This is a genomic window from Cupriavidus necator A5-1 (assembly GCF_000744095.1).
In the GTDB taxonomy this organism is placed as follows: domain Bacteria; phylum Pseudomonadota; class Gammaproteobacteria; order Burkholderiales; family Burkholderiaceae; genus Cupriavidus; species Cupriavidus necator_A.
The window spans coordinates 24,381-48,158 of sequence record NZ_JQLI01000008.1; the positions used below are offsets into that span (position 1 = coordinate 24,381).

Genomic DNA, 23,778 nt, shown 5'->3' on the forward strand with positions numbered 1-23,778 from the left:
GGCTACCGGGGAGAATGCTATTGACGCGGTTTAGTCACACAGGCAAGGTATGCTGCGGCGCTGGCGCGAGCGCGGCACCAGCCCACCCGCCGCCGTCCGGCCGGCCTGGCCGCCCGCCGGCATCCCCGCGTCCCGGCCGTTTCCCGACTTGGGGGCGATTCCGGGGCGATCCCGGTCGCAATCCCCGGGCCATGCGCCTGCCCGAGCCCGTTCCACCGAAGCCAAAGCAAGGAAACCTTGAGCACCACCCTGTACGTCCGCCTGCCGCATCGGCCGCATGACCAGCCGCAACCGTGGCAGTTCGGCGCCCTGCCGTTCGCGCTGGTGCGCACGGCCGCCGCCGCGACTGTCGGGTCCGCACGGCGCGGGGAGGCTCGCCCGGCACCGGAAGTGTTGCGCGAAGGCCACGCCCGCATCGCCGAGCTGCCCGCGGCCGAGCGCCTGGTGCTGATCCTGGCCGCCAGCGACGTACTGCTGACCACCGCCAGCGTGCCGCCGCTGCCGCCCGCGCGTTTGAAACTGGCGCTGCCGAACCTGATCGAGGATGCGCTCGCCACCGACGCGCAGCCCTGCCATGTCGGCGTGGGCCCGGCGCTGGACGGCGGTGCCCCCGCGCGCGGCCCGCGCCGGCGGCTGCTGATGGTGGCCGACCGCGCCTGGCTGCGTGCCGTGCTCGACGCCTTTGCCGAACACCGCCACCGCCGCCGTCACGTGCTGGCCGCACAGCTGTGCGTGCCGCTCGTCCCACCGGACGCTGCCCCGGCCGAGCCGTCGCTGGCGCCGGCCGCTGAAGCGGCAGCATCCGAAACCACGCCGGCGCAGCCGGCGACCCTGGTGGTCGAAGCCGCCGCCGGCGCATTCGCGCAAAGCGACGAGCTGCTCGACCCCGCCGCCGTTGCCGCCGCGCCGCCTGCACAAGCCCCGGCGCGCCAGTGGCAGCTGACCGTGCGCACCGGCGAGCATGCCGGCTACGGCCTGCTGCTTGGCGACGACGCGCTGGCCGCCTGGCAGGCGCTGGCGCCGGCGGGCACCTGGTACGCCGATGCCGAAGCCGCCGCCACTCCCCCGGTGCCCGAGCTGCGCCAGGCCGCCCGCACCGGCTGGCGCCTGTGGATCGAAGGCGCGCAGGAATGCCTGCGCGAGCCGGCGCTGGACCTGGCGCAGTTCGAGTTCGCGCAGGGCCGCGCCGACCGCTGGAACCTGGTCGCCTGGCGCGTGCCGCTGGCGCTGCTGGCCGGCATCGTGCTGGTGCAGGTGCTGGGCATGAATGTCCACTGGCTGCTGCTGCGCCGCGAGCAGCAACGCCTGGAAACCGCGCAGCAGCAGACGCTGCGCAGCACCTTCCCGCAGATCCAGACGGTGCTGGACGCGCCGCTGCAGATGCGCCGGGAGGTCGAGCAGTTGCGCACCGCGAGCGGGCGCAGCACGCCCGAGGACTTCCTGCCGCTGGCCGATCGCTTCGCCCAGGCCGCGCGCCGCCTGCCGCCCGACGCGCTGCAGGGGCTGGAATACCGCGGCCGCATGCTGGTGGTCACGCTCAAGCCGGGCACCGATATCGCCGGCCTGCGCAGCGCCGCGCGCCAGGCCGGACTGCAAATGGAAGAGGACAAGACCGGCGGCGCACTCAGTAGTACCGCTACCAGCGCGGGCAGCCCCGTGACACCAGGCTCGCGCTGGACCGTCAGGCCGGGCCTGTAAGGGGCCGACGAGCAAGCATGAACGCAATGAAAGACTCCGCCCGCACCCACACGCCCCGCCCTCATGCCACGAATGGCCCTGCCCGGCCCGCGGCGACCTCCGCGCTGGGCGCGCGCCTGGCGCGGCTGCGCCCGTCGGTGCCGCAGGTCTGGCAGGACCGCTTCAACGCCTTCTGGTCGGCGCGCAACCCGCGCGAACAGGCGATCCTGGCCGGCGGCGGCGCCGTGCTGGTGCTGGTGATCGGCTACATGCTGCTGTGGGAGCCGGCCGCCGAGGGCCGCCAGCGCCTGGCGCGCAGCCTGCCGCAGATGCGCGCCGACCTGGCCGAGATGGAAACGCTGGCGCAGGAAGCGCGCGGCCTGAAGGCCACGCCGGCGCCGTCGCTGCGCGGCGATGCGCTGACGCAGGCACTGCAGGACAGCCTCGGCCAGCACGGCCTGAAGGCGACCCGGCTCGCCGCCGGCGCCGACAACAGCGTGCAGGTGCAGCTGGACAAGGTACCCTTCGGCGCGGTCAGCGCCTGGCTGCAGGACGTGCGCCAGCAGCAGCGCATGAAGGTGATCGACGCCCGTATCGTCTACGTCGGCGCCACGGCGCTGGTCAATGTCAGCGCGACCCTGCAGGGTCCGGGCGGCCGCAGCTGATGGTACGGCTGGAAACGCTGCGGCTGCCGCGCCGCAAGCTGCGCCAGCCGGGCGCCTGGCGGCGGCTGCGCTGGCTCGGGATCGGACTGGCCAGCGCCGCGGTGACCGTGGTGGCGATGCTGCCGGCGACCTGGATCGCCGAGCGCGTCGCCACGCAGACGCAGGGACGGGTACTGCTGGCCGATGCCAGCGGCTCGGCGTGGCGCGGCAGCGCCACGCTGGCGCTGTCGGCCGGCACCGGCAGCCAGACCGCGACCGTGCTGCCCGGGCGGCTGCAATGGACGCTGGCGTTCTGGCCGCTGTTGACCGGCACGGCGCGGCTGGTGGTGAGCCACTCCGAGGCGATGGCCGCGCCGGTGGCCATCGCCGTGACGCCGGGCGGCTGGACCGCGCAGTCGGGCGCGATCCGCTTGCCGGCGTCACTGCTCGAAGGCGTCGGCGCGCCGTTCAACACGCTGCGCCCGGATGGCCTGATGCGCCTGGATTGGTCCACGCTGCAGGGGCGTTTTTCGGGCAAGGACGGCAACGGCATGAGCGGGCATATGACGCTGCGTGTCGAGCAGGTGTCGTCGGCAGTGAGCCGGCTGCGCCCGCTGGGCAGCTACCGCGCCGAGATCGACTGGGCCGGCGCGGGCGGCGGCAGGCTGCAACTGAGCACCATCGCCGGTCCGCTGCACCTGGAGGGCAGCGGCACGCTCGGCCGGCAGGCGCGCTTCGAAGGCACCGCGCACGCCGAACCCGAGGCGGCAACGCAGCTGGCCAGCCTGCTGAGCCTGCTAGGACGACGAGACAACCATGTGACAAGGCTGCGCTTCTGATACCAGGCAGAAGCAGAAGCGCACGGAAATGACTATGAAAACCCACGCCATCCGACCTGTTTTCCAGACCGCCTGCGCCCGCGCCGTGGCCCTGCTGTGCGGGATCTCGCTGCTGGCGCCCGCGCCGCTGTGGGCCCAGCCCGCCGGTGCCGCGAACCCGCCGGCGCCGCCCGACATCTCGCCGTCCAACCGCGACCAGGTGGTGCTGAACTTCGTCAACGCCGACCTCGATTCCGTGATCAAGGCGGTCGGCCAGGCCACCGGCAAGAACTTCGTGATCGACCCGCGCGTCAAGGGCACGGTGAACCTGGTCACCGAGCAACCGGTCTCGCGCGCGCAGGCGCTGCAGACGCTGGGCTCGGTGCTGCGCATGCAGGGCTATGCGATGGTCGAGAGCAACGGCTTCACCAAGGTCGTGCCCGAGGCCGACGCCAAGCTGCAGGGCTCGCCCACCGTGATCGGCCCCGGCGCGAGCCGCGGCGACCAGGTGGTGACGCAGGTGTTCCGGCTCAACTATGAATCGGCCAACAACCTGGTGCCGGTGCTGCGGCCGATGATCGCGCCCAACAACACCATCACTGCCTACCCGGCCAACAACACGCTGGTCATCACCGACTACGCCGACAACCTGCGCCGGCTGGCGCGCATCATCGCCGCCGTCGATGCGCCGGCTTCGGGCGAGGTCGAGCTGGTTCCGCTCAAGCATGCGCTCGCCAGCGACACCGCGCAGGTGCTGCAGAAGCTGATGGACCCCTCGGCCGCGGGCGCGGCCGGCGGCGGCGGTGCGCCCGGCATCGACAGCAGCCTGCGCACCACGGTGGTGGCCGAGCCGCGCAGCAACGCGCTGATGATCCGCGCCTCCAGCCGTGCGCGGCTGCAGCAGGCGCGCCAGCTGATCGAGAAGCTCGACCAGCCCTATGCGCGCCCCGGCAATATCTGGGTGGTGCCGCTGAAGAACGCCGACGCGGTCAAGCTGGCGGCGACGCTGCGCGCCATCGTCGCTGCCGACAGCAGCTTTACCTCTGCCACCCAGCCCGGCGGCGCGGGCGCTGCCCCCGGCGGCATCGGCGGCGCGGCGGGCATGACCAATGTCTCGACGCCGACCGGCTCGCAGTTCACCGGCGGCACCGCCGGCACCCAGACTGGCATGCGCAGCGGCACGGGCGGCGGCGCCTATGGCAGCTCGGCCTTCGCCGCGTCGTTCGGCACCAGTACGCAGCCGACCACTGGCGGCATCATCCAGGCCGACCCCTCCACCAACTCGCTGATCATCACCGCCAGCGAGCCGGTCTACCGCAACCTGCGCGGCGTGATCGACGACCTGGACGCACGCCGCGCGCAGGTCTACATCGAATCGATGATCGTCGAGGTCACCGCCACGCAGGCGAGCCAGCTCGGCATCCAGTGGCAAGGCCTGATCAGCTCGCCGGGCGGCAACAACAACATCTTTGCCGGCACCAACTTCGGCACCGGCGGGCAGAACATCCTGAACCTGTCGCTGGCCGGCGCGCTGTTCGACAGCAACCGCAGCGCCGGCATCGTCGCCGCGCAGCAGCTGGTGCCCGACGTGGGCGGCCTGAACCTGGGCATTGTCAACAAGGCGCTGGGCCTGGGCGCGCTGCTGCGCGCACTCGGCACCAACGGCAGTGTCAACCTGCTGTCCACGCCGAACCTGATCACGCTGGAAAACGAAGAAGCCAAGATCCTGATCGGCCAGAACATCCCGATCACCACCGGCTCCTACGCACAGACCGGCGGCGCGGCCTCGGTCACGCCGTTCCAGACCTTCGACCGCAAGGACGTCGGCATCACGCTGCGGGTCAAGCCGCAGATCACCGACGGCGGGCTGGTGAAGATGCAGATCTTCCAGGAATCCTCGTCGGTGGTAGCAGGCACGCTCAGCCAGATCCAGGGCCCGACCACCAATGTGCGCTCGATCGAGACCAATGTGCTGGTCGACGACGGCCAGATCATCGTGCTGGGCGGACTGATCGAGGACTCCTATGGCGACGGCGTGCAGAAGGTGCCGCTGCTGGGCGACATCCCCTTTATCGGCGGCCTGTTCCGCTACGAGAACAAGAACCGCTCGAAGACCAACCTGCTGGTGTTCCTGCGCCCCTATGTGATGCGCACGGCCGGTGCGGCAGACCGTCTGACCGCAGACCGCTATGAATATATGCGCGCGCAGCAGCAGGGCTATGTTTCGCCTAACATCATGTTGCACGAGCCGAACACGCCGCAGCTGCCGCCGGCCGATGCGCCGACCACTCCATTCGTCGACCCGCGCGCGAACGGCCCGGTTGCCACCCCGCTGCCGCTGCCGCAGACGATTCCGCAAAATGCGCCGCAGCCCGGGGTGCCGGGGCAGCCGCAGCAGCAGCCGGCGACCGCACCGCAGCCGCTGAGCCAGCGCGGTGAATCGGCTACGCTGAACGCCGCGCAGCCGGCCCTGCCGGCCCGCCAGAACTGAGCCCTGCCATGGCAACCGAAGTCCAGATCCCTACCCCCGAGACGCTCGAGCCGCCCTCGCCCATGGCCGCGCGGCTGGTCTCGTACGGCTTTGCGCGCGAGGCGCCGCTGCTGATCGCGCACCAGCGTCCCGACGGACTGGAAGTGTGGGTCAGCCGCGCCACCTCGCCGACCGCGCTGGCCGAAGTGGCGCGCGTGCACGGCGCGCTGCGACTGCGCGTGCTGGAGCCCGAGGCACTGGAACTCGCCATGGCCGATGCCTACAACCGCCAGGACGCCGGCAGCGCCGCGCAGGTGGTGGGCGAAGTGGAAGGCGAGGTCGACCTGTCGCGCCTGATGCAGGACATTCCGGCGGTGGAAGACCTGCTCGAGTCAGAGGACGACGCGCCGATCATCCGCATGATCAACGCGCTGCTGACGCAGGCCGCCCGCGAAAACGCGTCGGATATCCACATCGAGCCGTTCGAGTCGTCGTCGGTGGTGCGCTTCCGCGTGGACGGCACGCTGCGCGACGTGGTGCGGCCCAAGAAGGCGCTGCACGGCGCGCTGATCTCGCGCATCAAGATCATGGCGCAGCTCGATATCGCCGAGAAACGCCTGCCGCAGGACGGCCGCATCACGCTGCGCGTGGGCGGGCGGCCGGTGGACGTGCGCGTGTCGACGCTGCCGACCGGGCACGGCGAGCGCGCGGTACTGCGTTTGCTGGACAAGGAAGCGGGCCGCCTGGACCTGGCCAAGCTCGGCATGGCACCCGGCACGCTGCGCGGCTTCGATCACCTGATCAACCAGCCGCACGGCATCGTGCTGGTGACCGGGCCGACCGGTTCGGGCAAGACCACCACGCTGTACGCGGCGCTGTCGCGGCTGGACTCGCGCACCACCAACATCATGACGGTGGAAGACCCGATCGAGTACGACCTGGACGGCATCGGCCAGACCCAGGTCAACCCGCGCATCGATATGACCTTCGGCAAGGCCCTGCGCGCGATCCTGCGCCAGGACCCGGACGTGGTGATGATCGGCGAGATCCGCGACCTTGAGACCGCCCAGATCGCGGTGCAGGCCTCGCTGACCGGTCACCTGGTGCTGGCGACGCTGCACACCAACGACTCGGCCTCGGCCGTGACGCGGCTGGTCGACATGGGGATCGAGCCGTTCCTGCTGTCGTCGTCGCTGCTCGGGGTGCTGGCGCAGCGGCTGGTACGGCGCCTGTGCCCGCACTGCAAGCGCGAGGACATGATCGAGGTGACCGCCGCCGAAGCCGAGGCGCTGCAGGCGCAGGGCAAGCCGCTGCAGCGCGTCTGGCACCCGGTGGGCTGCGACAAGTGCGCCCAGTCGGGCTACCAGGGGCGCATGGGCGTCTATGAGCTGCTGACCGTCGATGACGATATCCGCACCATGATCCACCGGCAGTCGCCCGAATCCGAGATCAAGCAGGCGGCACTGGCGCGCGGCACGCACACCATGCGCGGCGATGCCCAGCGCTGGATCGACAGCGGCGCGACCTCGCTCGAGGAAGTGTTGCGCGTGACGCGCGACTGAGCGGAGACGCCCGGATGCCAGCTTTCCGCTATGAAGCCGCCGACGCCGCCGGCAAGACCGACCGCGGCGTGATCGAGGCCGACAGCCCGCGCCAGGCGCGCTCGCAGCTGCGCGCGCGCGGGCTCACGCCGCTGACCGTCGATGCGCTGGCCGGCGCCGGCCTGGCGCCGCGCAGCGGCAGCCAGCTCTTTGCGCGCAAGCTGTCGACGCAGGAGCAGGCGCTGTTCACGCGCCAGCTCGCCAGCCTGATCGTGGCCGGCCTGCCGCTGGACGAGGCGCTGGGCGCACTGGCCGACCAGGCCGAGCGCCCCTACGTGCACGAACTGCTGGCCGGCATCCGCGCCGAGGTGATGGGCGGCAGCTCGCTGTCGGTGGCGCTGGCGCAGCATCCGCGCGACTTCCCTGACATCTATCGCGCGCTGGTTTCGGCCGGCGAGCACTCCGGCCACCTCGGGCTGGTGCTGGAACGGCTGGCGGGCTATATCGAGTCGCGCAACACGCTGGCGTCCAAGATCCGGCTCGCCTTCACCTACCCCGCGATCGTCACGGTAGTGGCGTTCGCGATCGTGATCTTCCTGTTGTCGTATGTGGTGCCGCAGGTGGTGAGCGTGTTCGCCAATACCAAGCAAAAGCTGCCGACGCTGACCATCATCATGCTGGCGCTGTCGGACTTCGTTCGTAACTGGTGGTGGGCGGCGCTGGCGGTGCTGGCGGTGGCAGCGTTCACGATCCGCAGCGTGCTGAAGCAGCCTGCGGTGCGGCTGGAATGGCACCGCTGGCTGCTGACCGCACCGCTGCTGGGCAAGCTGATCCGCGGCTACAACACCGCGCGCTTCGCGGGCACGCTGGCGATCCTGGTGTCGGCCGGGGTGCCGATCCTGCGCAGCCTGCAGGCTGCCGGCGAAACGCTGACCAACGAGGCGCTGCGCGCCAATGTGGAAGATGCCAACACGCGCGTGCGCGAAGGCGCCTCGCTGGCGCGCGCGCTGGCGGCGCAGAACCAGTTCCCGCCGGTGCTGGTGCACCTGATCCGCTCCGGCGAAGCCACCGGCAACCTGCCGGTGATGCTGGAACGCGCCGCGCAGGGCGAGGCGCAGGAACTGGAACGGCGCACGCTGTTCCTGACCAGCCTGCTGGAACCGCTGCTGATCCTGACGATGGGGGTGGTGGTGCTGCTGATCGTGCTGGCGGTGTTGATGCCGATTATCGAGATCAACCAGCTGGTGCGGTAGATGACGCCTGGATTGGTCTGACGTCCCTGGCGGACGCTCCCCTCTCCCGCGAAAGTGGGAGAGGGGTGGGGGTGAGGCCGGAGCCTCCACAAAGTCAGGGCCATCGTGCTTGCCACATGCCTGCCCTCACCCCCAGCCCCTCTCCCGCTCGCGGGAGAGGGGCAAACCGGCACGACTGACTTACTCCGCGGACGACTCCGCTTTCTTGCTCGGCCGCCTGCGCGTCTTCCTCGCCGGTGCGGGCGCCGGTTCGGCGGCCGGTTCCGGCGCGGGTACAGGCTGCACCTCAACTTGCGGCTCCACCTGCGCCGTCAGCACCGTCATACCCGGCGCAGCAAACACCGACTGGTCGATCGGCCACGGCGTTTCGCTCAGCGTCACATCCGGGCGGCGCGCGGCGCGCTTGCGCGCGGTGCGGCCCTTGGACGCTGCCTCGGGCTGCGACGCTGCCTCGACCACCGGCTCGGCGGCGAGAACCGGCTCGACCACATCGGCGGCGACGAATGGCAGATCGGGCTCGGGTTCGCGGACTTGCACCGGCTCCGGTGCCGCCTCCGGCTGGGACAGGACCGGCGCAGGCGGATCCGCGGGCACGGGCGCAGGTTGCGGCTGGCGGCGCGCTTCAGGCTGCGCGGGGGCCTGCTGGGCCGGGCGCTGCTGAGGTTGCGACTGCTGCGGCTGGGATTGTTGCGGCTGCTGCTGGCCACGCCCGTCGCTCTCGCCGCCACCCTTGGAACGCTTCTTGAGCCGGATCCAGATGGTCTTGTTGTTGCCGCCGTTGCGGGTCTCGACCTCGAACAGGCCGGTGGCGGCCACCAGCTCGGAGAGCTTGCCGTAGCCGTAGTTGCGCGAGTCGAACTCCGGCGCCTGCTTGGCGATATGGTTGCCCATGCTACCCAGTGTCAGCCAGCCGTCCTCGTCCGACACCGCCTGCGCCGCGTTCTGCAGCAGGCGCACCAGGCGCGAGTCCTGGCGCAGCTCGCCGGTGCTGCGCTTGCGCGTGGGCGCGGCGGCCCCATCGACCCCTTCGGCCCCTTCCGTATCCGCCTCGGCGCGCAGCACATCGGAGTAGATGAACTTGTCGCAGGCGGTGACGAAAGGCTTGGGCGTCTTGCGCTCGCCGAAACCGTAGACGGTCAGGCCCTGCTCGCGGATGCGCGAGGCCAGCCGGGTGAAGTCGCTGTCGCTGGAAACGATGCAGAAGCCGTCGAAGCGCCCGGTGTACAGCAGGTCCATGGCGTCGATGATCATGGCGCTGTCGGTGGCGTTCTTGCCCACGGTGTAGCGGAACTGCTGGATCGGCTGGATCGAGTGCGACAACAGCCGCTCCTTCCAGCCGGCCAGGTTGGGCCGGGTCCAGTCGCCATAGATGCGCTTGACGGCGGCCACGCCGTACTTGGCGACCTCGGCCAGCAGGCCTTCGACGATGGCGGGCGCCGCGTTGTCGGCGTCGATCAGCACGGCCAGGGTCGCGGTGCCCTGGCGGGGGGAATTGGTCATGTTCAGGTATTCGCTGGTTCGCCCGTGCACAGGACGGGCAATCGGAAAGCAGGTTGCACCGGGCTGGCTGTGCAGATGTGGCGCTTCGCAGACAGCCTGGCAGTGGCGCGGGCCATCTCGATGCAACGCAGTGTACACGCGAACCCCTGTCCATACGGGAAATCACGGGCGCCACGGGCACGCTTTGTGCTGCATTGCAAGGTACCGCCAATTTTGTGGCGGTGCTACCATGCCGCGCAGAGACACGACCGCCCAACACCTTCACAAGAGGCTACGAGGCGGTCGCCCACAACTGTAGGTGTCGGTGATCCCGACAGCACGCCCATAGAGGAGCACCTATGAATGCCCCCCTGACCCCTCCGGTCAGCGACGCCATCCGCCGCGCGCTCGAAAACGTTTCCCTCGAAGACAAATACACGCTGGAGCGTGGCCGCATCTATATCAGCGGCACGCAGGCGCTGGTACGCCTGCCAATGCTGCAGCAGGAGCGCGACCGCGCCGCCGGGCTGAATACCGCCGGCTTTATCTCCGGCTACCGGGGCTCGCCGCTGGGCGCGCTGGACCTGTCGCTGTGGAAGGCCAAGAAGCACCTCGCCGCGCACAACATCGTGTTCCAGGCCGGCCTCAACGAAGACCTGGCCGCGACCTCGGTGTGGGGTTCGCAGCAGGTGAACATGTATCCGGATGCCAAATTCGATGGCGTGTTCGGCATGTGGTACGGCAAGGGGCCGGGCGTGGACCGCACCGGTGACGTGTTCAAGCACGCCAACTCGGCGGGATCGTCCAAGCACGGCGGCGTGCTGGTGCTGGCCGGTGACGACCACTCGGCCAAATCCTCGACGCTGGCGCACCAGTCCGAGCACATCTTCAAGGCCTGCGGCCTGCCGGTACTGTACCCGTCCAACGTGCAGGAGTACCTGGACTACGGCCTGCACGGCTGGGCCATGAGCCGCTACTCCGGCCTGTGGGTAGCGATGAAATGCGTGACCGACGTGGTGGAATCGTCGGCCTCGGTGGAGCTGGACCCGCACCGCGTGCAGATCGTGCTGCCGGACGACTTCATCATGCCGCCGGGCGGCCTGAACATCCGCTGGCCGGATCCGCCGCTGGAGCAGGAAGCACGCCTGCTCGACTACAAGTGGTACGCGGGCCTGGCCTATGTGCGTGCCAACAAGATCGACCGCATCGAAATCGATTCGCCGCACGCGCGCTTCGGCATCATGACCGGCGGCAAGGCCTACCTGGACACGCGCCAGGCGCTGGCCGACCTGGGCCTGGACGATGCCACCTGCTCGCAGATCGGCATCCGCCTGTACAAGGTGGGCTGCGTGTGGCCGCTGGAGGCGCACGGCGCGCGCGCCTTTGCCGAAGGCCTGCAGGAAATCCTGGTGGTCGAAGAGAAGCGCCAGATCATGGAGTACGCGCTCAAGGAAGAGCTGTACAACTGGCGCGACGACGTGCGCCCCAAGGTCTACGGCAAGTTCGACGAAAAGGACAACGCGGGCGGCGAATGGTCGATCCCGCAGAGCAACTGGCTGCTGCCGGCGCACTATGAGCTGTCGCCGGCGATCATCGCCAAGGCCATCGCCACGCGCCTGGACAAGTTCGAGCTGCCGATGGACGTGCGCGCCCGCATCACCGCGCGCCTGGCCATTATCGAGGCCAAGGAAAAGGCGCTGGCCACGCCGCGCGTGACCGCCGAGCGCAAGCCGTGGTTCTGCTCCGGCTGCCCGCACAACACCTCGACCAACGTGCCCGAGGGCTCGCGCGCGCTGGCCGGCATCGGCTGCCACTACATGACGGTGTGGATGGACCGCAATACCAGCACCTTCAGCCAGATGGGCGGCGAAGGGGTGGCGTGGATCGGCCAGGCGCCGTTCGCGGGCGACAAGCACGTGTTCGCCAACCTGGGCGACGGCACCTACTTCCACTCCGGGCTGCTGGCAATCCGCGCGTCGATCGCGGCCAACGTCAACATCACCTACAAGATCCTGTACAACGATGCGGTGGCGATGACCGGCGGCCAGCCGGTGGACGGCCAGCTCTCGGTGCGGGACGTCGCCTGGCAGGTGCATAGCGAAGGCGCGAAGAAGATCGTCATCGTCAGCGACCAGCCGGAGAAGTTCAACGGCGCGATCAAGCTGCCCGAGGGCATCGCCATCTATCACCGCGACCAGCTCGACAGCGTGCAGCGCGAACTGCGCGAAGTGCCGGGCTGCACCATCCTGCTCTACGACCAGACCTGCGCCACCGAAAAGCGCCGCCGCCGCAAGCGCGGCACGATGGAGGACCCGCAACGCCGCGCCTTTATCAACGACGCGGTGTGCGAAGGCTGCGGCGATTGCTCGGTCAAGTCGAACTGCCTGTCGGTGGAACCGCTGGAAACGGATTTTGGCACCAAGCGCCAGATCAACCAGTCGTCCTGCAACAAGGACTTCTCTTGCGTGAACGGCTTCTGCCCGAGCTTTGTCACGGCCGAAGGCGCGCAGGTGCGCAAGCCCGAGCAGCACGGCGTGTCGATGGACACCCTGCCCGCGCTGCCTGAGCCGGAACTGCCGCCGATCCGCCGTGCCTACGGCATCCTGGTGACCGGCGTGGGCGGTACCGGCGTGGTGACCATCGGCGGCCTGCTCGGCATGGCTGCGCATCTGGAGAACAAGGGCGTCACCGTGCTCGACATGGCGGGCCTGGCGCAGAAAGGCGGCGCGGTGCTGTCGCACGTGCAGCTTGCCGCGCGCCCGGACGACCTGCATGCCACCCGCATCGCGATGGGCGAGGCGGACCTGGTGATCGGCTGCGATGCGATCGTCTCGGCCACCGACGAAGTCATCTCCAAGACCCAGGCCGGCCGCACCCGCGCCGTGGTCAACACCGCGCAGACGCCGACGGCGGATTTCATCAAGAACCCGAAGTGGCAGTTCCCGGGCCTGTCGGCTGAGCAGGACGTGCGCACCGCCGTAGGCGAGAAGTGCGAGTTCATCAACGCCTCGGGTCTCGCCGTGGCGCTGCTGGGCGACGCGATCTACACCAACCCGCTGGTGCTCGGCTATGCCTGGCAGAAGGGCTGGATCCCGCTGACGCTGCAGGCACTGGAGCGCGCCATCGAACTCAACGGCGTCGCCGTCGAGAAGAACAAGGCCGCGTTCGACTGGGGCCGCCATATGGCGCACGACCCCGAGCACGTGCTGTCGCTGACCGGCAAGCTGAAGAACACCGCCGAAGGCGCGGAAGTGGTCAAGCTGCCGACCTCGACCGGCGCGATGCTGGAGAAGCTGATCGCCCGACGCATGGAACATCTGACGGCCTACCAGGATGCCGCCTACGCGCGCACCTACCGCGAAGCCATCGACCGCGTGCGCGCGGCCGAAAGCGCGCTGGCTGGCAGCGGCAAGGCGCTGCCGCTGACCGAGGCCGCGGCGCGCAACCTGGCCAAGCTGATGGCGTACAAGGACGAGTACGAAGTGGCGCGGCTCTACACCGACCCCGCCTTCCTCGACAAGCTGCGTGCGCAGTTCGAAGGCGAGCCGGGCAAGGACTACCAGCTCAACTTCTGGCTGGCACCGCCGACGACGTCAAAGCGCGACGACAAGGGCCACCTGGTCAAGCGCAAGTTCGGTCCGTCGACGATGAAGCTGTTCCGCGTGCTGGCGAAGATGAAGGGGCTGCGTGGCGGCATGTTCGATATCTTCGGCAAGACTGAAGAACGCCGCATGGAACGCGCGCTGATCGGCGAGTATCGGGCGCTGCTGGATGAACTGGTTGCGGGCCTGAGCCTGGCCAACTATGACACCGCAGTGACGCTGGCGAACCTGCCGGACGACATCCGCGGCTTTGGCCACGTGAAGGAAAACAACCTGAAGGCAGTGCGCGGGCGCTGGGCGAAGCTGCTGGAGCAGTTCCGGCATCCGGAGACGGCGCAGCGCGCGGCCTGACCGGCGCGGCATCACACAACGGCCTCGCTTTGCATGAAGCGAGGCCGTTGTGCTTTCAGGGCTGCGCGAGCGTCGCTTCGCCCGGCTTTACATACATCGAGTTTTTCGGCTGCGACAACACACGCCGCACCATCGGCTCGAAGAGCGACAGCGGCAGCGTGTCGTAGTCCGTCATGAAGGCCGCGGCGTCGTACTTGCGGCAGAACTCCGCGGTGCGCTCGAACAGTTCGGGCTGGCTGCGGTACTGCTCGCGCAGGTTGCGGTCCAGGCCCAGGTGGTGGAAAAAGTAGTAGCCCTGGAACACGCTATGCTTTTCCACCATCCACAGGTTCTCGGCGCTCACGAAGGGCTTGAGGATCGCAGCGGCAATATCGGGATGGTTGAAGCTGCCGAGCGTATCGCCGATATCGTGCAGCAGCGCGCAGACCACGTACTCCTCGTCCTGCCCGTCGCGGTGCGCCAGCGTCGCGGTTTGCAGCGAATGCGTCAGCCGGTCCACCGGGAAGCCGCCGCAATCGCCGTCGAGCAGGCGCAGGTGTGCCAGCACGCGGTCCGGCAGCGCCTGCGCGAAGGGCATGAACTCGGCGGAGATGGCCGCCCAGTCCTCGCGGGTGCCTTGTTCCATGTGGCTGAAGGTGGCGCGTGCAGGCGCGTGGGTGTCGCTCATGCGAGTCTCCTTTGTGGGGCGTGGGCTGGCGCGGTGGCCGCCATCGGCTTGAAATCGTTTGGAAGCATTGTGGCACCCGTGGCAGCGCTACACTGTCAAAAAGGCAACAATCTGCCGGCATATTGCGCCGCACCACGACTGCGCACGGATTCGCGACTCAGCCCGCGCCAGGCGCCCAAGAACAAGGAGACGACATGACCTTCCATGGAAGCTGCCACTGCGGCGCGATCGCGTTCGAGGTCGAAGCCGACAGCATCCCCAGCGTGATCCGCTGCAACTGCTCGATCTGCCGCCGCCGCGGCCACCTGCTGTGGTTCGTGCCGCGCGTGAGCTTCAAGCTCGAGACGCCCGAGAGCAACGCCTCTACCTATCGCTTCAACACCATGAAGATCGCGCACCGCTTCTGCCCGGTCTGTGGCTGCGGCCCGTATGCGGACGGCCAGGACAAGGACGGCAAGCCGATGGCCGGGGTCAATGTGCGCTGCCTGGACAACGTTGACCTGGACAGCCTGAAGATCATCGACTACGACGGCCTGCACCACTGACGCTGCCATGTTCCGCATCCTCGGCATCGATCACCTGGTACTGCGCAGCGCCGACGTGGACGCGCTGCGGCGCTTCTACGTCGACGTGCTGGGCTGCAGCGTGGAGCGCGAACAGACCGACCTGGGCCTGACGCAACTGCGCGCGGGCAACGCGCTGATCGACCTGGTCTCGCTCGACGGCCCGCTGGGCCGTGCCGGCGGCGCGGGTCCCGGCGCGGAAGGGCGCAACCTGGACCACTTCTGCGTGCGCATCGACCCGTTCGATGCCGCCGCGCTGCGCGCCTGGCTGGCGCAGCACGGCGTGCAGACGGGAGAAGTGGAGCAGCGCTTCGGCGCGGAGGGCAAAGGACTGTCGCTCTATGTGCAGGACCCGGACGGCAACGTGGTCGAACTGAAGGGGCCGCCCACGCCGGTGACCGCACAGTAACGCGCGCGTCCCACCGCAGGGCGCGCGCAGGATCGCTACAATTTCCGACTGGCCCAACGCGCCGCCACCCATGGCGACTTCCACGCCGGGCCCGCCATGACAACACTAGAAGCCAGCTCCGACGCGGACGCCGCCAGCACCCGAACAGACGCCAGCCCGGCACGCTCCGGACCCTCGCACCCCGCCACGCCGCCGCGCCGGCTGGTCTGGATCCTCGGCCTGACCGAGACCATCTCCTGGGGCACGTTGTACTTTGCCTTCACCGTCTTTATCGACCCAATGATCCGCAGCCTGGGCTGGTCCAAGCCCTTCCTGGCGGGCGGCTATTCGCTCGGGCTTCTGGTGTGGGCGATGTGCTCGTTTGCGGTCGGGCGGCTGCTGGACCGTGCGCCGGCGCGCAAGGTGATGGGCGCGGGCTCGGTGCTGGCGGGGCTGGGCCTGCTGCTATGGGCATGGACGCCCTCCCAAACCCTGTTCGTGCTGATGTGGGTGCCGATCGGCCTGGCCATGGCCACCACGCTGTACGAACCCGCCTTCGTGGTGCTGCGCCAGGCCTATGGCGACCAGTACCAGAAGCCCATCATGGTGGTCACGCTGATGGCCGGCTTCGCCAGCACGATCTTCGTGCCGCTGGCGCAATGGCTGGTGATTCATCTCGGCTGGCGCCCGACGCTGGTCGGCTTTGCCATGCTGAACCTGCTGGTCTGCGCGCCGCTGCACGCACGCATGCGCTACGCCCTGCATCCGACGTACACCGGCATGACCCCGGCCGACGGCGAGCCCGGCAGCGAAGGCATCGCGCGCACCACGCTGCGCCAGCCGGTGTTCTGGGCGGTAGTGCTGGCCTTCACCGCCACGGCGGTGGTCGCTTCGCTGCTGGGCGCGCACCTGATCCCGATGCTGACCGAGAAGGGCCTGCCGGTGGCGCAACAGCTGGTGGTGGCGGCGCTGATCGGCCCCGCGCAGGTGGTGGGCCGCATGCTGATGATGCGCGCCGCGGTGCGGCACCCGGTGCGGCTGTCGCTGCCGGTCTATGTGCTGATGGGCGCCGGCCTGCTGTGCTTTGCATTGGGGCAAGGTGCCTGGCTGATGGTGGCCGCGGTGCTGTACGGCTGCGCCAACGGCGTCAACACCATGCTGCGCGCGATGGCCATGCCCGAGCTGATCTCGCGCCATCACTACGCCACGCTCAACGGGCTGATGATGACGCCGGTGCTGCTGATGCAGGCGGCCGCGCCCTGGCTGGGCGCGTTGCTGTGGCGCGCAGCGGGCGGCTACTGGCTGATGCTGTGGGTGATGGTGGCGCTGGCGCTGGGCGCGCTGCTGGCCTTCGGCTACGCGCTGCACCGGCGCGGGCTGCTGCGCATGGATCGCGCCGCACGCTAGCCCCCCGGGGCAAGTGAGCAGCCCCTTGTAAACTGCTTATAGGTGTGCAATTATGATCACCCATGAGCATACTTGCTAAAGTTACGATGAAGGAGGCGTGCGCGATGCTGGGCATCCACCCTGGCACGCTTCGCCGATGGGAGTTCGACGGGAAGATCTCCGCCGATCGGACTCCGGGTGGTCATCGTCGCTATAATTTGACCGCTCTAATGGAGTTGGCCGGCAAGAAGGCCGAGGAAGCAGAGCGCGGGCGTACTACGCTCGCCTATGCGCGCGTTTCCAGCCACGACCAGAAGGCCGATCTGGAGCGTCAGTGCCAGGTGCTGGAGTCGTTCTGCGCTGCGAAGGGATGGCCCTTCGAACTCATCCGGGATCTCGGCTCCGGCATGAACTATGAGAAGAAGGGCCTCAAGCAACTGCTCAAACGTATCTGTGCCGGAGGCGTTGATCGGCTTGTCATCACACACAAGGACCGGCTCTTGCGATTTGGTGCAGAGCTCGTTTTTGCTCTGTGCGAGCAATTCGGAACGGAAGTCGTCATCATCAATGCCAAAGGCGATTCGACGTATGAGGAGGATCTTGCCTGCGACGTGCTTGAGATCATTACCGTCTTTTCGGCGCGCCTCTATGGCAGCCGTTCCCACAATAATCGTCACGCCATGAAAGCCCTGAAAGAGGCTGCAGATGCCATTCAAGAGGGCTGATCCCACCACTATCCAGTTCGCGAGGAAGGTCCGTCTGGTGGTGGACGCTGATGCTGCGGGCAAGCTCGACGGGCAATCCAAAATCTGCAACTGGCTATGGAATCGACTCAAGGACGAAGTCGAGACGCGCATGGCGGAGTTGTCCATCGTCGGCGGCTATGGCTATCTTGATGAGGCGCGAACCAAGAAGCTCCTGTCGGAGGTCTATTCCGAGATCGGGCTTCGCAACCTCGTGCCGCCGCTCAAGGAGCGTCATCCGTTCTTGCGCTGCGTGTTTTCTTCACCGCTGAAGAATGTCGCGCTGCGCATGGCCAAGGCCATTGCCTCGCATCGAAAGTCGAAGAATGGACAGCGCTGCGGCCCAGACGTGGGCTGGGTCAAGTACAAGGCATGGGCCAAGTACTGGATGAGCCTGGAATACGACGAGCCAGGCAAAGGCTGGAATGTTTCCCAGTTCGGTTGGCTCAACCTATCGTTCGGCGCGAACGCGCAAGGACAGCGGCTGTCGCTGCGCCTGAAGATGGAGACCCAAGGAGATCGCGAGCGCTCGCACTTGCCGGATCGTCCGCGAGGGCCGCGACCGCTATTTCGCTGTGTTCACGTTCAAGGGGCAGAAGAAGGCCAGGCAACGCGGCACGCGCGTGGTCTACATCGATCCGAACCTGAAGAACTTTGGCTACGCTCTGGATACTGAGGGGCGCGCCTTCGAATTGTCCAATCTTGAGAAGTTGAAGGAGTCGGAGCGCATTCTCGATCGGCTAACGAGTCTGCGTGACCGGTGCATAGCAAAGTCGCTGTGGGTAGATACCGTCCACGGCGATGGCACGGTGTCGACGCATTGGCGTCCCAGTCGCCGCTGGAAGCGTTTGGACGACGCTGTGGAGCGAATGCAAACCAAAGTGCGAGAACAGAAAAAGCACTTCATGTATTCGCTGGCGAACCAGCTCTGCAGGCACTACGACGTGATTGGGATCGGCAACTACGTGCCGGAGAACACCAACCACGGCAAGGGCCGCAAATACAACCGCGCGGTAAGAAACAGAACGATGCACGGTGCATTCAAGGACATTGTCTCGTGGGTCGCGACGCGCTCCAGAAAGCATGCGCTGGTGCTGGATGAAACCGGCACCACGCGAACGTGCCATGCGTGTGGTCACGTTGTCGAGGGCGGGATAGCGCCCGCAATTCGGGAGTGGGATTGCCCGGGCTGCGGCACCTGTCACCTGCGCGACGAGAATGCCTGTCAAAACGGTCTGCGGCGGCTGCTGACGCAAGTCGGCGACGCTGTGGACTGCTCCCATCTGCCCTGCTCGGGCCCCGTTCAGATTATCGGGCGGTGTGATTGGCGATTCCATCCGCAAGGATGGACGGGAGTCCCGAGAGGGGGCGCCAATGTGAATTCAATGCGCCTGCCGGAGTACCGGCAGCGAATGCGCGCGTTACCGCGCGCTCGGGTTGGTGACCGCGCGTCCAAATCTGCAAAGACGTCGCCATCAGCGATGCGTAGGCTTGCTTAGATTTGGAAGAGCGGCGATGTACGACTGGACCAGTGTCTATATGCGCGACGTAACGCAGGCGCCCGATGGCTGGATCAGCCTGGGCTATGCCGCGTTCTCGGGCGGCATGGCGTGCGGGCGCTTCGGCGGCGACCGCCTGCGTGCGCGCCTGGGCGATGGCACGACGCTGGCCGGCAGTGCCTGGCTGGGCTTCGCCGGCATCGCGCTGGCGCTGCTGGTGCCGCTGCCGCTGGCGGCGCTGGCCGGCTTCACGCTGATGGGGCTGGGTGCGGCCAATATGGTGCCGATCTTCTTTGTCGCCGCCTCGCGGCTGCCGGGCGTGGCGATCTCGCGCGTGGCGCGCTTTGCCTACCTGGGCCTGCTGCTGGGGCCGGTGCTGATCGGCGGCGTGGCGCACCTGGCCGATCTGCGCATCGGGCTGGCGGTCGTGGCGCTGACGATGGGCTGGATCGCACTGGCGGGCGCCCGCGGGGCGCGGCGCTACCTGCCGCCGCGCAACCGGTAATCCACCCCGGCGCCAAGCCTCAGGCCGCGGACTTCAGCGGCGCGCCCGCGCCCATCCCTTCAAATACGAAGCTGTCCATGGCGAGCACGCCATAGGTCACTTCATCGGCCACGCGCGCCACGCTGACAGGAGCGGGCGTACCCGCGCCTGCGCCCTGCGGCCCCAGCGCAGCGCCCAGCGCCACGTAGAACGGCAGCAGGTGCTCGTCGGTCGGGTGCGCGCGGCGCGCATACGGTGCCTGCTCGCGGTAGTCGGCAATGCGGCTCGTGTCGCCGGTGGCGAGCGCTTCCTCCAATGCCTCGGTCATCCAGCTGCGGAAGGCCTCCACATACGGCTCGGCCTGCGGCCCGTGCTGGTCGCGCCGGGCGCCGCTGCCGAACACCTCCTGCAGGTTGTGGGTGAAGCTGCCCGAGGCCAGCACCAGCACGCCCTCGTCACGCAGCGGCGCCAGCGCGCGGCCGATCGCGACCTGCGTGGCGGGCGCCAGGTAGGGATTCAGCGCCAGTTGCACCACCGGCACGTCCGCGTCCGGGAAGAAATGTCGCATCGGCATCCACGCGCCGTGGTCCAGCGGGCGCTCATCGTCCTGGCCGACAAACCCGGCGCCGGGAATGGCGGCGGCTTCCACCAGCGCCTTGACGCGCGCGGCCAGCGTCGGCGAGCCGGGCGCGTCGTAACGCAGCGCGTACAGCTCGCGCGGGAAGCCGCCGAAGTCGTGCCAGGCTTCCTGCCGCTCGCGGCGCGTGACCGCCAGGGTGCTGTAGATCCAGTGCGCCGAGACCACCAGCACCGCGCGCGGGCGCTGCGCGCGCAGCCGCTCGCCGAGCGCGTCGAAGGCGGCGCCGGTCGGGCCGGGATCGATTGCAAGCATCGGGGAGCCGTGGGAGATATAGAGTGCGGGAAGCATGGCAGTGACCACCTTCAAATAGTTTTGTGGACTGCATCGAGTGTGGCAAAGAACCGTGGCCGGCACGGCGGCCATTTGCGGACACTTCATGCAAAAAAGTTGAAGGCCGCCATCTGGCGTGGCGCGCCCGCCGCCCAGCGTTGGGCGGCGCACACACCGCATTGCGCACTCGCGGACGCGCCCGGGCAATCGGCTTATGATGCAGACGGGAGCCGACTTGCATGCCGCGCCACTTCTGGCGCGCCTGCCGCCGGGCCAGCCCGCAACGCATGACGCCACCGGCACGCCCTCCCGCGCGCCTCGCGTGGCCGGAGACTTCGGTGGTATCGCGCATCCTGCGCCGCCCCGGGCGGCACGTTCCCTTCCTCTCCCACTGGTGGCAGCCCGGTGTCTATGGCAGTGTGCCTGCCGTCGCGCTGTGGATCCTCGCCAGGCTGCCCGACGGCCTGCTGGTGTCGCTGACCGGCACCGCGCAGGCATCGGCCTGGCTGAACCATGCGGGCGACACCGTGTTCGTCACCGGCTGGGCCGCCAGCGCCCTGCTGCTTTGGCTAGCGCGCCGGCGCCCGCCGCCGCCCGAGCGCAGCGAGAGCCCAGCCATGCCGGCTGAACCGGCACCACGCCCGACACCGCGGCGCCGTCCTGCCGCCTGATCCTGGCACCCGGGGTTGTGGCCGGCATCTCGCCACGGCTGCGATCCGATATAAAACGCCAGCAAGCCGATCTGAAAACTTTCATGCGGCGCTCGCGCACCGGTCCGCGTCGCTAGAATTCGCGGGACGGTTGCCGCGTGCCGCTGCGCGCCGCGGCACTGACTGCAAAGGGATCGCCCATGTCCGCTTGCCAGCCATCGCGCCGCGCCCGCTGCACACAGCTTGCGCGCACGCCCGCCGCTTTGTGCGGCCTTGCCGCGGCCTTGCTGCTGACGGCCGGCGCCGCTCAGGCGCAGGGCGCGCCGGGGCTCGGCCTGGTCGGTGTCAATGTGCAGAAGCACGCCAATGCCGTGCTGTCGCTAATGTCATATTCGGTGGTGCCGGACCTGACCTCCAGCTCGGTATCGATCGACAGCGCCAGCACCGACAACCCCGGCATCGTCATGTCGCAGCTCGGCGGCGGCTTCACCATCAGCAAGTCGTTCCCGCTCTACCTGGAAGGCGCGATCGCCTACAGCCGCTACGACCCGACCTTCATCGCCACCAATGGGGTCGAGTCCCGTTCCATCCCGACGCGCTGGAACACCTTCTCGGGCACCATCGGCATCGGCTGGGACTTTCCGCTCACCGCCAACAAGGAACTGGTGTTCCGGCCGATCTTCAACGCCTCGCTGGGCAATGTCTCCAGCGACCTGTCGATCGGCAAGTTCGCGCTCGAGCGGGTCACCGATCGCCAGATCGACTTCCTGGACGGCGGCAGCCTGAACGCCTACGGCCTGGGCGGCTCGGTGATGCTGGACTTGGAGCATTACCGCGAGAACTATGAAGTCGACGTCGAGCTGCGCTACACCAATATCCACCTGCAGAGCTTCGGCGGCACGACCAGCTCGGTCACCGGCACGGCGACGGCCCAGACCGCCAACCTGTGGGCGCGCTGGCGTGCGCCGACGGGGCTGCGCGCGCTCGACCGGCCGGTGCGGTACGTGCTTGAACTATCACATTCGCAGTATCTCGGCAGCCAGGCCGGCATTCTTGGCTTCAACCACCTGACCACGCTCGGGACCGGGCTGGAACTGGATACCAGCGCGCATGAAGTGTTCGTCTCGCGAATACGGGCGGTGGTGCGCTATGTGTTCGGCAACAACGTGTCGGGGGTATCGCTGGGCCTGGCGGCGAGCTTCTGAGCGCGTAGGGGGCAGCGCCTTTTTGTTGCGCGCCGCCGGACGACTGCCTACGCCTCGTCCTCGCCTTCCCGGAAGATATTAATCACATGCCGCGCCTCGAAGCACAGCGGCATGCCGGGATTCATCTCGTCGGTGCAGTAGGGCTGGTTGTCGAGTTCGCCGGTATAGAGGCTGCCCTCGCGCCCGGTGACGTTCACCCACATCCGCTCGACATGGACCTCCTCGCGGCCTGCCTCGTCCGCCACCACGATGCGGAAGATCAGCTTGACCTGCTGGCCGGGCAGCAGCGCGTCGCGCTCCTCGCGGGGCGGCATCCAGAAGGTGTCGGGATGGGCGGCGGCGATGGGCTCGGCGTCGTCCAGCTCCCATCCGTCTTCGTCCAGTGTTGCCAGTTGCATGTCCATTTTCAGCCTTCCGCAATCTTTCAGGTGCGGGCATGATCGCAGCAAATGCGCCGGTCCGCGAGAGGCTGGCCGGCGCCCGGGACTCTCAACTGGGAACGTTACGCATGACGAGCAAGAAGGAAGCGCCGGCCGCGCCAGTACGCTGCGGCTGGTGCGGCACGCTGGAAGACTACTGCCACTACCACGACCACGAGTGGGGCTTCCCGGTCGCGGACGACCGCCGGCTGTTCGAGAAGCTGTGCCTGGAGGGCTTCCAGGCGGGGCTGAGCTGGCTGACCATCCTGCGCAAGCGCGAGGCCTTCCGCAAGGCTTTCGCCAATTTCGATATCGAGAAGGTCGCCCGCTTCGGCGAGCGCGATATCCAGCGCCTGCTGGGCGACGCCGGCATCGTGCGCCACCGCGGCAAGATCGAGGCAGCGATCAACAATGCCCAGCGGGCGCGCGAGCTGCTGGAAACGGAATCGTCGCTGGCCGCCTATTTCTGGCGCTTCGAGCCGGATCCCGCCAGCCGGCCGAAGGTGCTGACGCCCGACGTGCTGCGCGCCATGGCGACCTCGCCCGAATCCGTGGCGCTGTCCAAGGACCTGAAGAAGCGCGGCTGGCGCTTTGTCGGCCCGACCACCATGTATGCGCTGATGCAGGCGATGGGGCTGGTCAACGATCACCAGGACGGCTGCACGACGCGGGCGGAGGCGCTGCGGGCGCGGCGGGCGTTCAAGGTGCCGCGCTAGGCGGTGGCGGGGGCCAGGCGGTATACGCGGCGGCGATGACGTATACCCGCGCTGCCGCACAGCAGCGGAGGGAGGCGCAGGTATACGCCCCAAGGAAGATGGATTGGGTCCCTGCAAACCACGCACCACTGCAGTCGGAGCAACGGTCCTGATTATGTCTTTTATATTGTTTACGTATGTAAACATAGTAGTAGTAGGTAAACCGGGGCGCTGGCCGTGGATAAGTCACCTTTTTCCTTTTTGCTCAGGTACTTGCGAACAAGATAACCATCCCGGGATAACCCTGATTCGCCGGGATAGCTCGCGGGTGACG

Annotated in this window: 20 protein-coding genes and 1 pseudogene; 17 read left to right on the plus strand and 4 right to left on the minus strand. The window is 68.1% G+C overall.

Annotated features, from left to right (window positions below):
- Positions 1 to 237: 237 nt before the first annotated feature.
- The 6 genes from gspL to gspF are packed head-to-tail and all read left to right on the plus strand — an operon-like array spanning position 238 to position 8,403.
- Complete coding sequence (gene gspL, locus K307_RS24365) at positions 238 to 1,698, plus strand: type II secretion system protein GspL (RefSeq protein WP_042883462.1); 1,461 nt, start codon at positions 238 to 240, stop codon at positions 1,696 to 1,698.
- A 17-nt stretch (positions 1,699 to 1,715) separates the two neighbouring features.
- Positions 1,716 to 2,342, plus strand: a complete 627-nt coding sequence (locus tag K307_RS24370; RefSeq protein ID WP_042883463.1) for a type II secretion system protein M — start codon at positions 1,716 to 1,718, stop codon at positions 2,340 to 2,342.
- Positions 2,342 to 3,160, plus strand: a complete 819-nt coding sequence (locus tag K307_RS24375) for a type II secretion system protein N (protein WP_042883464.1) — start codon at positions 2,342 to 2,344, stop codon at positions 3,158 to 3,160. The genes K307_RS24370 and K307_RS24375 overlap by 1 nt, the downstream gene beginning before the upstream one ends.
- A 34-nt stretch (positions 3,161 to 3,194) precedes the next feature.
- The gene (gspD, locus tag K307_RS24380; protein WP_042883465.1) at positions 3,195 to 5,630 is read left to right on the plus strand and encodes a type II secretion system secretin GspD; all 2,436 of its coding nucleotides are present in this window, start codon (positions 3,195 to 3,197) and stop codon (positions 5,628 to 5,630) included.
- A gap of 8 nt (positions 5,631 to 5,638) precedes the next feature.
- Positions 5,639 to 7,171 (plus strand): type II secretion system ATPase GspE, encoded by a 1,533-nt coding sequence (gene gspE / locus K307_RS24385; RefSeq protein WP_042883466.1) that lies wholly within the window; start codon positions 5,639 to 5,641, stop codon positions 7,169 to 7,171.
- 14 nt (positions 7,172 to 7,185) lie between these two features.
- Positions 7,186 to 8,403 (plus strand): type II secretion system inner membrane protein GspF, encoded by a 1,218-nt coding sequence (gene gspF / locus K307_RS24390; RefSeq protein ID WP_042883467.1) that lies wholly within the window; start codon positions 7,186 to 7,188, stop codon positions 8,401 to 8,403.
- 180 nt (positions 8,404 to 8,583) lie between these two features.
- Here gspF and K307_RS24395 read toward each other — a convergent pair whose 3' ends face one another.
- On the minus strand, positions 8,584 to 9,903 hold the full coding sequence (locus K307_RS24395; protein WP_042887366.1) for an NYN domain-containing protein: 1,320 nt from the start codon (positions 9,901 to 9,903) through the stop codon (positions 8,584 to 8,586).
- Positions 9,904 to 10,241: 338 nt separating this feature from the next.
- Here K307_RS24395 and K307_RS24400 point away from each other — a divergent pair, with 338 nt between their 5' ends.
- On the plus strand, positions 10,242 to 13,835 hold the full coding sequence (locus K307_RS24400; RefSeq protein ID WP_042883468.1) for an indolepyruvate ferredoxin oxidoreductase family protein: 3,594 nt from the start codon (positions 10,242 to 10,244) through the stop codon (positions 13,833 to 13,835).
- A 55-nt stretch (positions 13,836 to 13,890) separates the two neighbouring features.
- Here the strand turns inward: K307_RS24400 and K307_RS24405 are convergent, their stop codons facing one another.
- The gene (locus K307_RS24405; RefSeq protein WP_042883469.1) at positions 13,891 to 14,502 is read right to left on the minus strand and encodes an HD domain-containing protein; all 612 of its coding nucleotides are present in this window, start codon (positions 14,500 to 14,502) and stop codon (positions 13,891 to 13,893) included.
- A gap of 194 nt (positions 14,503 to 14,696) precedes the next feature.
- Here K307_RS24405 and K307_RS24410 point away from each other — a divergent pair, with 194 nt between their 5' ends.
- The 7 genes and pseudogenes from K307_RS24410 to K307_RS24435 all read left to right on the plus strand — a co-directional run.
- Positions 14,697 to 15,047: a GFA family protein gene (locus K307_RS24410; RefSeq protein WP_042883470.1), complete on the plus strand. Its 351-nt coding sequence runs from the start codon at positions 14,697 to 14,699 to the stop codon at positions 15,045 to 15,047.
- A gap of 7 nt (positions 15,048 to 15,054) precedes the next feature.
- Positions 15,055 to 15,474, plus strand: coding sequence for a VOC family protein (locus K307_RS24415; RefSeq protein ID WP_042883471.1), 420 nt, complete (start codon positions 15,055 to 15,057; stop codon positions 15,472 to 15,474).
- A 96-nt stretch (positions 15,475 to 15,570) separates the two neighbouring features.
- Entirely contained in the window at positions 15,571 to 16,860 is a 1,290-nt protein-coding gene (locus K307_RS24420; protein WP_042883472.1) for an MFS transporter, read from the plus strand.
- 62 nt (positions 16,861 to 16,922) lie between these two features.
- On the plus strand, positions 16,923 to 17,564 hold the full coding sequence (locus tag K307_RS24425; protein ID WP_042883473.1) for an IS607 family transposase: 642 nt from the start codon (positions 16,923 to 16,925) through the stop codon (positions 17,562 to 17,564).
- Between the two features lie 130 nt (positions 17,565 to 17,694).
- On the plus strand, positions 17,695 to 18,258 hold the full coding sequence (locus K307_RS24430; RefSeq protein WP_155301273.1) for a hypothetical protein: 564 nt from the start codon (positions 17,695 to 17,697) through the stop codon (positions 18,256 to 18,258).
- 352 nt (positions 18,259 to 18,610) lie between these two features.
- Complete coding sequence (locus K307_RS51170) at positions 18,611 to 19,081, plus strand: zinc ribbon domain-containing protein (RefSeq protein WP_419187201.1); 471 nt, start codon at positions 18,611 to 18,613, stop codon at positions 19,079 to 19,081.
- Positions 19,017 to 19,586 (plus strand): annotated as a pseudogene (locus K307_RS24435) (MFS transporter); the annotation flags it as partial. The gene K307_RS51170 and the pseudogene K307_RS24435, both read left to right, overlap by 65 nt.
- A gap of 19 nt (positions 19,587 to 19,605) precedes the next feature.
- Here K307_RS24435 and K307_RS24440 read toward each other — a convergent pair.
- Entirely contained in the window at positions 19,606 to 20,493 is an 888-nt protein-coding gene (locus tag K307_RS24440) for a DODA-type extradiol aromatic ring-opening family dioxygenase (protein ID WP_042887369.1), read from the minus strand.
- 221 nt (positions 20,494 to 20,714) lie between these two features.
- Between K307_RS24440 and K307_RS24445 the strand changes: the two genes are divergently transcribed.
- Both K307_RS24445 and K307_RS24450 read left to right on the plus strand, forming a co-directional pair.
- Positions 20,715 to 21,146 (plus strand): hypothetical protein, encoded by a 432-nt coding sequence (locus tag K307_RS24445; protein ID WP_419187175.1) that lies wholly within the window; start codon positions 20,715 to 20,717, stop codon positions 21,144 to 21,146.
- Between the two features lie 179 nt (positions 21,147 to 21,325).
- Entirely contained in the window at positions 21,326 to 22,330 is a 1,005-nt protein-coding gene (locus K307_RS24450; RefSeq protein ID WP_155301275.1) for a hypothetical protein, read from the plus strand.
- A 47-nt stretch (positions 22,331 to 22,377) separates the two neighbouring features.
- Here the strand turns inward: K307_RS24450 and K307_RS24455 are convergent, their stop codons facing one another.
- Positions 22,378 to 22,734, minus strand: coding sequence for a DUF2314 domain-containing protein (locus tag K307_RS24455; RefSeq protein WP_042883475.1), 357 nt, complete (start codon positions 22,732 to 22,734; stop codon positions 22,378 to 22,380).
- A 104-nt stretch (positions 22,735 to 22,838) separates the two neighbouring features.
- Between K307_RS24455 and K307_RS24460 the strand changes: the two genes are divergently transcribed.
- Positions 22,839 to 23,465, plus strand: coding sequence for a DNA-3-methyladenine glycosylase I (locus K307_RS24460; protein WP_042883476.1), 627 nt, complete (start codon positions 22,839 to 22,841; stop codon positions 23,463 to 23,465).
- The last annotated feature ends 313 nt before the right edge of the window (positions 23,466 to 23,778 follow it).

What these genes read in the sequence shown, in the direction of transcription:
- K307_RS24395 (WP_042887366.1), bottom strand. Translation starts at nt 9,903, where the DNA reads ATGACCAATTCCCCCCGCCAGGGCACCGCGACCCTGGCCGTGCTGATC.
- K307_RS24430 (WP_155301273.1), top strand. Translation starts at nt 17,695, where the DNA reads ATGGCGGAGTTGTCCATCGTCGGCGGCTATGGCTATCTTGATGAGGCG.
- K307_RS24440 (WP_042887369.1), bottom strand. Translation starts at nt 20,493, where the DNA reads ATGCTTCCCGCACTCTATATCTCCCACGGCTCCCCGATGCTTGCAATC.
- K307_RS24420 (WP_042883472.1), top strand. Translation starts at nt 15,571, where the DNA reads ATGACAACACTAGAAGCCAGCTCCGACGCGGACGCCGCCAGCACCCGA.
- K307_RS24450 (WP_155301275.1), top strand. Translation starts at nt 21,326, where the DNA reads ATGTCCGCTTGCCAGCCATCGCGCCGCGCCCGCTGCACACAGCTTGCG.
- K307_RS24375 (WP_042883464.1), top strand. Translation starts at nt 2,342, where the DNA reads ATGGTACGGCTGGAAACGCTGCGGCTGCCGCGCCGCAAGCTGCGCCAG.
- K307_RS24400 (WP_042883468.1), top strand. Translation starts at nt 10,242, where the DNA reads ATGAATGCCCCCCTGACCCCTCCGGTCAGCGACGCCATCCGCCGCGCG.
- K307_RS24425 (WP_042883473.1), top strand. Translation starts at nt 16,923, where the DNA reads ATGAGCATACTTGCTAAAGTTACGATGAAGGAGGCGTGCGCGATGCTG.
- K307_RS24460 (WP_042883476.1), top strand. Translation starts at nt 22,839, where the DNA reads ATGACGAGCAAGAAGGAAGCGCCGGCCGCGCCAGTACGCTGCGGCTGG.
- K307_RS51170 (WP_419187201.1), top strand. Translation starts at nt 18,611, where the DNA reads ATGCACGGTGCATTCAAGGACATTGTCTCGTGGGTCGCGACGCGCTCC.
- K307_RS24445 (WP_419187175.1), top strand. Translation starts at nt 20,715, where the DNA reads ATGCCGCGCCACTTCTGGCGCGCCTGCCGCCGGGCCAGCCCGCAACGC.
- K307_RS24370 (WP_042883463.1), top strand. Translation starts at nt 1,716, where the DNA reads ATGAACGCAATGAAAGACTCCGCCCGCACCCACACGCCCCGCCCTCAT.
- K307_RS24405 (WP_042883469.1), bottom strand. Translation starts at nt 14,502, where the DNA reads ATGAGCGACACCCACGCGCCTGCACGCGCCACCTTCAGCCACATGGAA.
- K307_RS24415 (WP_042883471.1), top strand. Translation starts at nt 15,055, where the DNA reads ATGTTCCGCATCCTCGGCATCGATCACCTGGTACTGCGCAGCGCCGAC.
- gspE (WP_042883466.1), top strand. Translation starts at nt 5,639, where the DNA reads ATGGCAACCGAAGTCCAGATCCCTACCCCCGAGACGCTCGAGCCGCCC.
- K307_RS24410 (WP_042883470.1), top strand. Translation starts at nt 14,697, where the DNA reads ATGACCTTCCATGGAAGCTGCCACTGCGGCGCGATCGCGTTCGAGGTC.
- gspF (WP_042883467.1), top strand. Translation starts at nt 7,186, where the DNA reads ATGCCAGCTTTCCGCTATGAAGCCGCCGACGCCGCCGGCAAGACCGAC.
- K307_RS24455 (WP_042883475.1), bottom strand. Translation starts at nt 22,734, where the DNA reads ATGGACATGCAACTGGCAACACTGGACGAAGACGGATGGGAGCTGGAC.
- gspD (WP_042883465.1), top strand. Translation starts at nt 3,195, where the DNA reads ATGAAAACCCACGCCATCCGACCTGTTTTCCAGACCGCCTGCGCCCGC.